Genomic DNA, 12,044 nt, shown 5'->3' with positions numbered 1-12,044 from the left:
TCAGAGGCAAAAGTCGATTACGCCTCTTCACCGGCAAATTCCATCAGATAAGCCTTGATAAAATCATCTATGTCACCATCCATAACGGCATTGACATTGCTCGTCTGATAGTTGGTACGATGGTCTTTCACACGGCGATCATCGAATACATAGCTGCGGATCTGCGATCCCCACTCTATCTTTTTCTTGCCGGCCTCCACTTTGGCCTCTGCAGCCCGTCGGCGTTGCAGTTCCATCTCATAGAGCTGTGAGCGGAGCAGCCGCATAGCATTTTCGCGGTTATCGTACTGGGTACGGCTCTCCGTATTCTCGATCACGATTTCTTTGTCCTCTCCCGTTTCTGGATCTTTGTACTTGTAGTGCAGTCGGACTCCCGTCTCTACCTTATTAACGTTCTGTCCACCTGCTCCACCTGAGCGGAAAGTATCCCAACTGATACCGGCAGAATTGATCTCGATCTCGATAGAATCGTCCACCAGCGGCACGACGAATACGGAGGCGAACGATGTCATACGCTTACCTTGTGCGTTATAGGGAGAGACGCGAACGAGTCTATGTACCCCATTCTCGCTCTTGAGGAATCCGTAGGCCAAATTGCCTTCCACCTGCATCGTCACAGTCTTAATACCTGCTTCATCTCCATCCTGCCAGTTGGTTATCGTTACTTGATACCCCTGCTTGTCTGCCCAACGCTGGTACATACGCACCAGCATGGAAGCCCAGTCTTGGCTCTCGGTTCCTCCTGCACCGGCATTCACTTTGAGCACGGCACCGAAGTGATCCTCTTCGGATCGGAGCATATTCTTCAGCTCCACCTCTTCTATCAGCCGGATGGCATGAGCATAGGCTTCATCCACCTCCTCTTCAGTGGATATACCCTCCTTGCAGTATTCGAAAGCGAGCTTCACCTCCTCGGCAGCCGTGTCGATGGCATCGTAGTAGTCTATCCAGCTCTTCAGCTCTTTCACCTTGCGCATCTGTGCCTCGGCACGCTTGTTGTCCTCCCAGAAGGCAGGATCCTGTGTGCGCAGTTCTTCCTCTTCTAATTGGATACGTCTGTTATCGACGTCAAAGATACCCCCTCAGCGCATCACGGCGCTCCAACAGAGAGTTCAGTTGGTCTATAGTAATCATCGATAATTATATGTGTTTTGTTAGTTTTTGCTTCGTTCGGCGTCCCAATAACATCTGCCGAAAAACCACTGTACCCGAATGCGCTCCGTATGCTTCCGGGACAGTGCATAGGGGAAAACGAAGCTCAAAGGTACATCTTTTCGATGGCTTCGGCGTAGTGTTCGTTGATTACCCGCCTTTTGAACTTCATCGTTTCGGTCAGTTCTCCCTTCTCTAATGTGAAAGGTTCAGCGAGGAGCGTAATGTACTTCACCTTTTCATAGGCAGCGAGCGAATCCTGCGCCGCTTCTATTCTGGCCATCATCAGACGGTTGATTTCAGGATTTACAGCCATCTCGTCCACAGACATACTCCTGGCTTCCGTAAGTCCTCGCTTGATAGCAGCCCGTCGTACCAGCTCCCAATTCGGATAGACCAGAGCACTCACGTACTTGAATCTGTCGCCTATTACCGCTATCTGTTCGATGATGGAATCCTTGGCCAGCATGCCCTCGATCATCTGCGGAGCTATGTACTTTCCGTTGGCAGTCTTGTACAGGTCTTTTATTCTCTCCAGAAAATAAAGGGTGCCATCCGGATCCATGCGTCCGGCATCGCCCGTACGGAAATAACCGTCTGGCGTGAAAGCTGCCACTGTTTCCTCCGGTAGCTTGTAGTACTCGGACATGATGGATTCGCCCTTGACCAGTATCTCGTTATTGTCCGGATCTATTCGGACGTCCAGCCCCGGCATCACTTTGCCGATGGAGCCGATCTTGAATCCTCGCTGTGGGTAGAAGGATACAGTGGCCGTCGTTTCGGACAGACCATATCCGACAATGATAGGAATGTTTACAGACTGAAGGAACACGTTGATCTCATCCGATAGCGGTGCTCCGGCCGTAGGGAAATAGCGTCCACGCTGTAGTCCCAGCACCCGCTTGAGCAGGGTGAATATCGTCCGGTTGTAAAAGGCATATTGCATACTCAGAAGCAGCGGAGCACGCTTTCCTTCGTTCCAATAGTCCAACCGATAGCGCTGCCCCACGGCCATAGCACGTCTATAAAGACCTTTCAGAATGCGAGGGGAGGAGGCCATCTTCTCGTTTACGCCCTGATACACCTTCTCCCAAAATCGCGGCACATTGCACATGAGCGAGGGGCGTATTTGAGGCAGCGCTTCCAGTACTTTCTTGGGATCTCTCAGGATGGCTATCCTCGTTCCCGTTGTCAGGCAAAAGAGGGTCCACGCCTTTTCGAAAATATGACTCATCGGCAGGAAAGCTATCGACAGCTCACCCGGCCCATAGACGGGGATATGCTCACTATGGACTTTCATCTGACACATCAGATTGCTATGCCGCAGAAGTACGCCCTTGCTCCTGCCGGAGGTGCCCGACGTATAGATGATCAGTGCCGGATCAGAGGGAATGGCTTCGCGGGAAGAGACTTTGACCTTGGTCTCGTTCGGCATGGAATCACCCAAACGAACAAATTCGGAAAAGTATTTCGAAGTCTTATCCTCCGGATTGAGCACCACGCGCTCATCGAATACGACTATGCGCTTTAGCGTACCATATTCTTTCTGTACCCGATAAGCATTGTTGTATTGGAACTGCTCTCCGACAAACAGTGTCTCCATGGATGAATCCTCCACGATGAACCGTAACTGTTCCGGTGAGCTTGTGGCATACAAAGGCACTACTACACCCCGCATGGCGAAGGCCCCCAACTCGGTATACAGACAGTGTACCATATTGGGGGAATAGATACCGATTCGTTCCCCCGGTTCCAAGCCGATCTCGGCTAATGCTTTCGCAGCATTCATGACGCCGGCTGCAAATTTGCTCCAGTTGATATTACGCCATTGTTTGCTTTCGCGATCGTAATACTTGATTATGGTCTTATTAGGGGATTTTTCAGCTTGTCGCTGAGGCAATTCTGCCGGATGATAGATAGTGACCGCCATAATGAAATCGATATTTTGTCGGCATCTATTTTTAGCCGCTGTTTCCGAGTGCAAAGGTAGTCTTATTTGTCAACTGACTGTCAGATGATATACTCATACCAAGGCAACCGCATCAAAAATTTCGGGAAAATACAAGTTGCTAATTTTCAAATGATTGCATTTCGGAGATTATACTCAAAGAAAAAGAATGCACTCAAAAATACGATTGATAATCAGGTACTTACATTTTGATGCGGTTGTTCTGTTTTATTTGTTCTTTCAAATACTAATACACAAATAATTCGCTACTTTTTCAAGCATAATGCCCACGTTCTTTGGCATTTACTCCTAATCAGAAAACAAATTCATTGACCTTTTCTTACGTCGAACTGACGTATGATTACGCACAGAAAGATTTGCATACATCAACAAAATAAACTAATTTTGAAAACTCATTCAAGTTTAATTTAAAAATTTTCCAACATGATTTTTTTCAGAATCCGCCTACTTTTATTGATCATTTCCCTGACATGCATTTCATGTACGGAAGGAGAAAAGACTTTTACTTCGACCTCCAATCAAGAAGATTTCTTCAATTCGCGCTCCCCTTACAACAATGACTTTGGGCTTCAAGAGCTCCCTATTCTTGCTTGGTATAGTTTAAGGGGTGAAATGACAACTAAAGAAAATTACATGGATTTAAAAAATGCTGGATTCACACATAATCTATCTTTCCATGCTGGAGAAGAGGATTTGAAAAGAAGTTTAGAGTTCTCTAAGCAAGCTGGAATAAAGACATTCTTACATGTCTGCCCAATATACTGTTCAGAATCCGAGATGAAAAGACTAGTGGCAAAATATAAAGATCATCCTGCTCTTGCAGGATATTTTGTTTACGATGAGCCTCGACAAGATATGTTCCAAACACTCACGACTTGGATCGATACAATTCAAAAGATTGATTCAAACCTTATTCATCCCTGTTACATCAATCTTTTCCCAGGATACGGAGATCCAGACCATGTATATACAAATTATATTTCAGATTTCATTAATTCAATACCGAATGCTCCAATTATCTCATTTGATCATTATCCAATTTGCCAATTCAACAATAGCCCTGATCTTGTTTTGAGAAAATGGTGGTATCGTGATTTAGAAGTAATATCTAGAGCTGCAAAAAAATCAAATAAACCATTTTGGGCTTTTGCTTTGTCTACAGCTATGATCCCTTTCGATTCTGAAGAGGATTATATACAACCAATTCCTACGCTCAGCAATTTGAGACTTCAAGTCTACAGCAACTTAGCATATGGAGCAAAAGGAATTCAATACTTTTCTTATTTAACGCCCAATGCACCAGGATACCACGATGGTCCTTTAGATCCTTTTGGGAATAAAACACAGACTTATGAAACTGTTAAAGCAATGAATATGGAGCTAAAAAAAATTTCATGGCTTTTTTTCAATTCTCGCGTCATAAAAACTTTGCATACAGGCGATAATATCCCATTAGGGACAAAGCGACTGTATAATTGGCATTTGCCGAAAGCTTTTGATAATCTTGCTACTAGCAACCACGGTGCTGTAGTTTCGTTTTTAAGAGCAAATGCTTCTTTCAGTAATTCTGTATCTCCCAAACCCATAAAAGAGTATATGGTCATTGTTAATCGGGACCCAAATAATTCCATAAGTCTCGGTTTTTGCTTAAACCCAGATCCTAAGTATAAAGTATATAGATTAAATAAAGAAGATGGATCAACATGGCACGAAATAGCAAAATACAATATGCCTACAAAATGTTATTCTACGAACATAGCACCTGGTGATATTGCTATTTTCTCTTATACTCCTGGTTGGAAAAATGATTCGCATATAATCCACGCTAACAACTAATTTGAGCAGAAAAGATATCCTAAAATGTTTTTCGCTACGCTTTGCTGCGTCTGATAAACAGGGCAACCGCATCAAAAATTTCGGGAAAATACAAGTTGCTAATTTTCAAATGATTGCATTTCGGAGATTATACCCAAAGATAAAGAATGCACTCAAAACTATGATTGATAATCAGGCACTTATATTTTGATGCGGTTGCCCTGTCTGATAAAGCCCTCTTTTCATAGGACGAAGAGACGCATAGACTAAAGCAAGCGTTTTTTCTTGCTGAATACAAGTAAATTAAAGATATATTGTACTGAAAATGATTACACGATTAGAGACTTCAACTTTTGCTGTTAATACATACTCGGCAGACAATACAACTGCCCTACTCTCCCACTTTACACCTAATCATAATCCGATATCCTGCAAGGGTCTCAGACAAAAGATTTCTCATGCTATGAGGAGTAATCCGGAATAAGGCCTCGATGCCATCTCAAACTCATAAGGCACCCGCTTGATTCGCCTACGAATCAAGCGAGTGCCTCTTTTATTTCGGCTCTCGAAAAAGCCTTTTTCGGCCTGCGATTTATATACAAATCACTTTCAATCTATATATAAATGGAAAACAATTTATGTATAAATCAAAAACGATATCTATATAAATTGAAAATGATTTGTATATAAATCGTTTACTTATCTCTCTTAGATCGAAATTCAAACTAAAAAAGCACGTTTTCTCATCCATTTGACTTCAAAATCCACTTCCATTCAGGTGCTTATTTGGAATCATTCCAAACTCATCTTCGTTGTTGAAAACTTTTTTGGCGCGTATTTTGATATTGCAAAAACATAAAGGAGAATCGTTAGTCAACGAGAAAAAAGCGCGAACAAGCCTCATACACAAAGGAAAAGAAAGCTCAAAGACCTTAATTTTGCATATAAAAATCGACAACAAGGCACATTATGCCCTCCGATAAAGGGCTATGCAAGAAAACTTCCTAAGAACACTCCGGTTTTGACTATTGAAGGAGGTACCGAAAGGAAATTATCCTTTAATCCTACAGAAAAATCAATGAGGTGAAATGATTTTTATCAGGTTTGTGGGAAAACATCTGCAAAAGACAATAAGATGACCAACAAATGGCAAATCCCTGAAGAGAATCTTTGGAATATCAAAAAAAATCATGAATATTGCAGCTGAATATGCATATTGCGATCAACAAACCGCATGCTTACCCGGAATATCAATCAAATGAAATAGATTCACATAGGAATTACAATCAATAATATTTGAAGCTATTAATACGACAAATAGCCCTGATGAATTTCTTAAAAAAAGAACCGTTTAAAATATTCTCTATGATTTATCTGCTGTTAGATACGATAACAAACCGTGCCGGTACAGAACGCGCCGTGATCAACTTGGCTAACAACCTACATGCCAATGGTCATCGCGTATCATTAGTCAGCGTTTGTACAAAAGAAGGAGAGCCTTCCTTCCAAGTAGAAAAAGGGATAGAAGTACACCACCTCGGAATTAGGTTTTATGGCAATGCATTGGCTCGTAAAACAGTGTACCTCAAGGCTTATAGAAGAATAAAAGCCCTATGCAAGAAGCGTGAACCGATTTTATTGATAGGAACTAATATTTTTATCAATACAATTTTGTCTCAGATCAGTAACCGAGGCAGAATATTTACGATCGGATGCGAACATATTTCTTATGATATTGCCCGCCCTATTACAAAACGCATAAGAGGGTTTCTGTATTCAGGGCTTGATGCCGTTGTAGCACTGACCAAAAGAGATCAGCAATCATTTAAGGCGATTTTGCGTGGACGCTCCAAAGTATATGCCATACCCAATCAAGTTTCATTTACCACAGTCCAAAGGAATACTACTGATCAGAAGCAAATGTTAGCGATTGGAAGGCTTACCTACCAGAAAGGTTTCGAGTTTATGATAGAAGATGCATCACGAGTGCTGCGTGAAAGGCCTGATTGGAAGCTTATCATAGTCGGAGATGGCGAAGATGAACCGATGCTACGCAAAGAAATTGCATCTCGCAATATGGAGTCGCAAATAGAAATACATCCATCTACGCCCGAAATTCGCAAATACTACGAATCATCTGCTATTTATCTAATGACTTCCCGTTTCGAAGGACTACCAATGGTACTTCTCGAAGCGGAAGCATATGCACTACCTATAATCTCATACGACTGTCCGACCGGCCCGAGGGAACTGATCGAAAACGGCCGCAATGGTTTCCTTGTGCCAATGGAAGCACATGAAGACTTCGCGGATAAGTTACGTTTATTGATGGACGATGAAACTCTTCGCAAGCAAATGGGACGAGAATCAGAGCTGATGGTCAAGTCTTACTCTCCGGCAAATATCTATGAATGTTGGAAGAAACTATTCGTCGAAATCGGCTACATGAATTAACCCTCTTATTTAATATCCGAATATTTGAGCATTAAATAAAAGATCTCTGAAAACGCCCATAATTTACATCTGATCTAGACCTTCATCACTTGGAAACACCGGCATATGCAATTCTTTACATTGAAAAACATGTTTTCCCGTATGATGAAGAATTTGCTATCTTTGGAAAGATGGGCCGGAACGACATTTCACCGGCTATAGACAAAAAGCATATTCATCATGAACAATTTTAAGTTTAAGAATCCTACCGAACTTATCTTCGGACAAGGGATGATCAAAGAACTACCCAAACGAGTGCCGGCCGGTGTTCCTGTCTTAGTCACTTTCGGAAGTGGTAGCGTTCGATACAATGGCGTATACCGGGCCGTAAAGGATGCTCTTGATGGCTATAATTTGGTGGAGTTTTGGGGTATCGAGTCCAATCCTAAAATAGAAACTCTTCGGAAAGCGGTGGCCATGGGCAAAGAACATAATTGTCAGTTTGTCCTTGCCGTCGGTGGCGGCTCTGTAATAGACGGTAGCAAGCTGATAGCAGCAGCCATCCCCTACGAAGGAGATGCCTGGGAACTGGTACTCAAAGGTTACAGCCGAGACACGATACTCCCACTTGGGACGGTGCTGACCATACCGGCTACGGGATCGGAAATGAACAGCGGGGCTATCATCTCAAGAGAAGAAACGAAAGAGAAGCTCGTTTTCCGAGGCAATTTTCCCGTTTTCTCCATTCTCGATCCGGAAGTGACTTTCAGCCTTCCTCCCTATCAGATAGCTTGTGGCCTGGCTGACAGCTTCGTCCATGTCATAGAACAGTATATAACGACTCCGGGACAAAGCCGTCTGATGGATCGATGGGCGGAGAGCATTATGCTTACGCTGAAAGAGATTGCCCCTCTGATCCGTGAGAATCCGCACAGCTATGATCTGATGGCCGACTTTATGCTCTGTGCCACGATGGCACTGAATGGATTTATTGCCATGGGTGTCACACAAGACTGGGCTACGCACATGATCGGACATGAGATAACGGCGCTGACCGGACTCACGCACGGGCATACGCTGGCCATAGTGCTACCGGGTACTCTTCGCACCTTGGGACACGATCACAAGAGGGAGAAGATGCTCCAATATGCCGAACGAATCTGGGATATAAAAGAGGGAACGGAGGAGGAACGTATAGATGCTGCTATCGTTCGTACAGAGGAATTCTTCCGCGAACTCGGACTGAAGACGCGACTGGAAGAGATGCACATAGGAGCAGAGGTGATAGAGGAAATAGAGCGTCGGTTTATCGAACGAGGGGTCAGCTATGGCGAAGCATTGGATGTCGATGGGCCTATGGCTCGCCGCATACTCGAAGCATGCCGATAAGCTTCTCGACAGATCTGTGATTAAACTCACAACAAAAAAGCGAATCCGACTGTTATAAGGACGGTTGCCAAAATCAGCACTGATTGCTATTTAATGGTGATACCGTGACTCAAAACATTAAAAACAATAAGCAAAGAACAATGAGAAAGATTGTAGTTACAGCCCTCATGGGTATCGGTCTCTTGGTAGGCACGACAGTAAATGCTCAAACGCAAAAGAAAGTAGAAGCCGCTAAGACAGAACAAACAGCAAAGAAACAAGAGTGTGCGCGTCACCACGACAAAGCTTGCGACGCGAAGAAAGCCGGCGAGAGCTGCAAAGACAAGGCCAAAGACGCCAAAGGCTGCTGCAAGGATAAGGCTAAGGATGCCAATGCAAAGGGTTGCAGCAAAGACAAAGCCAAAGACTGCAAGAAGAGTGACTGCCACAAATCAGGAAAAGGCGAGTGCAAGAGCAAACACGGCCACAAATCTTGCGAAGGCAAAGACAAGGCTAAAGCAGGAAACTGCCCGCACGCCAAGAATCACGGAAAGACAACTGACAAGCAATAAGAAAGAGAGTCAAAAAAAGACTCATTAAAATATAGCTGCTTTTTAGCAATTTACAAAACCGATTGGATGGACTTAATTTTAGAGTTCACCAATCGGTTTTTTATATATCTTTGTCCGCATAGCATTATAATTTTGAAAAATTAAGCGGCAATAATAATTATGACTATCAGCAAGTTGTGCAACGGGATTTTCGATGAGGCCATCAAAGCCTATAATGTCACTGACAGCATAGACGCAGCCTGCAACAATCCATATCGGCCTCAAACGATCGAGCATTATTTGTTTTTGAAGAATTGGATCGATAATGCCCAGTGGCATATGGAAGATATTATTCGTGATCCCAACATCGATCCGGCTGATGCGTTGGTGATCAAACGCCGTATCGACAAATCCAATCAAGACAGAACCGATCTTGTAGAGCTGATAGACAGCTATTTTCTCGATACATACAAGGATGTGAAGGTACTGCCCGATGCTACGATCAACACCGAAAGTCCGGCATGGGCAATCGATCGCCTTTCGATACTGAAGCTCAAAATCTACAATATGCGCTTGGCTACTGAGCGTCCCGATGCCGACGATGCACACCGAGCCAAATGTCAGGAGAAGCTCCGAGTGCTTATCGAACAGGATGCCGACCTCTGTACGGCTATCGACCAGCTTGTGGATGATATAGCAGCCGGTCGCAAGTACATGAAAGTCTACAAGCAGATGAAAATGTACAACGACCCCACTCTCAATCCGATTCTTTTGGGCAAGAAGTAGAAGTAGAAAATAAAGGCCCTTCACTTAATCCGCTCTCCATACGGACAACCACAAGTTCCCCGTTTATTTCCTTTCTGTCGTTCTCCCATGGCTCGTTATCTGATAGTCCGCTTGTCGGCAATAGGCGATGTGGCAATGACAATACCGGTTTTGTATGCAGTGGCCAAGGCATACCCACAGCATAGTTTTACCCTGCTGACCCAGCCTTTCCTGACATCGCTACTGATCAACCCTCCGAACAATTTGGAGGGAATGGGGATCGACATTAAGCACGAGGAGTCTTCCCTGATCGGCCTTCTCACGTACATCAGACGGCTCAAGGATGAGCAGTTCGACTATGTCATCGACCTGCACAACGTAATCAGATCCAAGATTATTCGCTTCTATCTTCGCTTTTTTGGAGTCAAAGGGTTTTGTCTGAAGAAACCGCGGCTACAACTTCGGCAACTTACGGCCAAGCCACCCAAAAAGCCAACCCGATTACCTTCCGTAATAGAACGATATGCTCAGGTTTTTCACAAAGCCGGGCTTGAAATACATCCTCCCTACCCCATTCTTCTGAACGACTCCGGCCATATCTCTACCGAACTTCCGATAGTGGAGATAGGCTCCGGACACCACCTCATTGGGATAGCACCATTTGCCGGCCATGAAGCCAAGACATATCCGCCAGAGAAAATGCATGAAGTAGTACGCACGCTGGCCGAAAGAGACGATGTGCAGATTTTTCTTTTCGGAGGTAAGGGGAAAGAGAAAAAAATATTGGAGCAGTGGGCAGACGAATCGCCGCGCGTCGTATCCGTTGCCGGTCTGCTATCACTGCCGGAGGAGCTATCCCTTATTCACGCCTTGCACTGTATGGTTTCGATGGATAGTGCCAATATGCACTTCGCATCATTGGTAGGCACACGGGTTATCTCTATCTGGTGTGCCACGCATCCGGCAGCAGGATTTCTCGGATATGGGCAATGCATAGAAGATTGTATCGGAGCAGACCTGGATTGCCGGCCTTGCTCCGTTTTCGGCAATAAACCCTGCTTCCGCAAGGATTATGCCTGCCGTACTCAGATTGAACCTCAACTTATCATTAACAAAATAGTTTCCACACTTACTGATTTGAATTCAGATGAAACTGAGAATTAATAAGCTGATTAGCGATGCCGGACTCGGCTCCCGCCGCGAAGCAGAGAAATACATCACCGAAGGAAGAGTGAAAATCAATGGCCGAATCGCTCGCTTAACGGATTTGGTCTGCGAAAAAGACATTGTTCTTCTTGATGATATTGACATTCCTATCAAGGATCTCATTCGTGAAGAAATCTCCCTGCGCAAATATGAAGAACGGCTCGCACCCTCCGCCTCCAATCAAGGCGGCAGACAGGATGAAAAGCGAAAAAATCCGAGACCCAAACAACACAAGGAAGCTCCATCGCAACGCAATGCTGGGAAGCCTCGTTCCGAAAGCAGGACCCGCAATCGTTGGGACGACGATGATGACGATGACTTCGGCTTCGATACGGGACGCGGTTTTCGGAAAGGAAATAGAAAGAACGACTCATCTGTGAAAAAATTCCGACACTAAGCAGAGCCTAAAAAGTTGAGGTTCAGAAAAAAGAAGGCGCAGACTCCTACATCCAAGGGGTCTGCGCTTTCGCTATAATTTCCCTTGTCAAAATCGTATCTGCGGTAAGATTGCTGCACGGGAGTTTCATTGTATTCTTTTGCTCAGAGCAGATTCTTAGTTCTCTTCGGGCAAGGTCAAACCTCCGGTACATGGGCACCGAGCAAACAGAAATTTCACCGAATTTCCATCAGAGAAGTATTCCTTTCCTCGTCAAATCAATGCTTGTACCGATAGGCGAGAAATAAGGAATGATTGTCGGCTGTTTCTTGCTTCTTGCTTCTTGCACGATGCAGGACGCGATTGTCAGCTGATTCTTGCTTCCTGCACGATGCAGGACGCGATTGTC

9 protein-coding genes are annotated in these 12,044 nt (G+C 44.5%); 7 read left to right on the top strand and 2 right to left on the bottom strand.

Going from position 1 to position 12,044, the window contains the following annotated elements; translation table 11 throughout:
* Positions 1-17: 17 nt before the first annotated feature.
* Together prfB and F452_RS0107800 are read right to left on the bottom strand one after the other, a co-directional pair.
* Positions 18-1,134 (bottom strand): peptide chain release factor 2 gene (gene prfB / locus F452_RS0107805; protein ID WP_152567411.1). Its coding sequence is split into 2 segments (ribosomal slippage): positions 18-1,070 and positions 1,072-1,134, totalling 1,116 coding nucleotides; the frame shifts between segments, so codons are not numbered across the junction.
* Between the two features lie 124 nt (positions 1,135-1,258).
* On the bottom strand, positions 1,259-3,082 hold the full coding sequence (locus F452_RS0107800) for an AMP-dependent synthetase/ligase (RefSeq protein WP_018965655.1): 1,824 nt from the start codon (positions 3,080-3,082) through the stop codon (positions 1,259-1,261).
* A gap of 462 nt (positions 3,083-3,544) precedes the next feature.
* Here F452_RS0107800 and F452_RS0107790 point away from each other — a divergent pair, with 462 nt between their 5' ends.
* The 7 genes from F452_RS0107790 to F452_RS0107755 all read left to right on the top strand — a co-directional run bounded on the left by F452_RS0107790 (position 3,545) and on the right by F452_RS0107755 (position 11,656).
* Positions 3,545-4,957 carry a beta-galactosidase gene (locus F452_RS0107790; RefSeq protein ID WP_018965653.1) on the top strand — a complete coding sequence of 471 codons (1,413 nt, stop codon included), beginning with the start codon at positions 3,545-3,547 and terminating at the stop codon, positions 4,955-4,957.
* A 1,305-nt stretch (positions 4,958-6,262) separates the two neighbouring features.
* The gene (locus tag F452_RS0107780) at positions 6,263-7,390 is read left to right on the top strand and encodes a glycosyltransferase family 4 protein (protein ID WP_018965650.1); all 1,128 of its coding nucleotides are present in this window, start codon (positions 6,263-6,265) and stop codon (positions 7,388-7,390) included.
* Positions 7,391-7,609: 219 nt separating this feature from the next.
* Entirely contained in the window at positions 7,610-8,758 is a 1,149-nt protein-coding gene (locus F452_RS0107775) for an iron-containing alcohol dehydrogenase (RefSeq protein ID WP_018965649.1), read from the top strand.
* A gap of 140 nt (positions 8,759-8,898) precedes the next feature.
* Complete coding sequence (locus tag F452_RS0107770) at positions 8,899-9,309, top strand: hypothetical protein (RefSeq protein ID WP_018965648.1); 411 nt, start codon at positions 8,899-8,901, stop codon at positions 9,307-9,309.
* Positions 9,310-9,468: 159 nt separating this feature from the next.
* On the top strand, positions 9,469-10,074 hold the full coding sequence (locus tag F452_RS0107765) for a DUF4254 domain-containing protein (protein ID WP_018965647.1): 606 nt from the start codon (positions 9,469-9,471) through the stop codon (positions 10,072-10,074).
* 87 nt (positions 10,075-10,161) lie between these two features.
* Positions 10,162-11,217 (top strand): glycosyltransferase family 9 protein, encoded by a 1,056-nt coding sequence (locus tag F452_RS0107760; RefSeq protein ID WP_018965646.1) that lies wholly within the window; start codon positions 10,162-10,164, stop codon positions 11,215-11,217.
* The gene (locus F452_RS0107755; protein ID WP_018965645.1) at positions 11,201-11,656 is read left to right on the top strand and encodes a S4 domain-containing protein; all 456 of its coding nucleotides are present in this window, start codon (positions 11,201-11,203) and stop codon (positions 11,654-11,656) included. The genes F452_RS0107760 and F452_RS0107755 overlap by 17 nt, the downstream gene beginning before the upstream one ends.
* The last annotated feature ends 388 nt before the right edge of the window (positions 11,657-12,044 follow it).

Source organism: Porphyromonas gulae DSM 15663 (assembly GCF_000378065.1).
Classification (GTDB): Bacteria; Bacteroidota; Bacteroidia; order Bacteroidales; family Porphyromonadaceae; genus Porphyromonas; species Porphyromonas gulae.
This window is presented reverse-complemented; position numbering and strand designations above follow the sequence as displayed.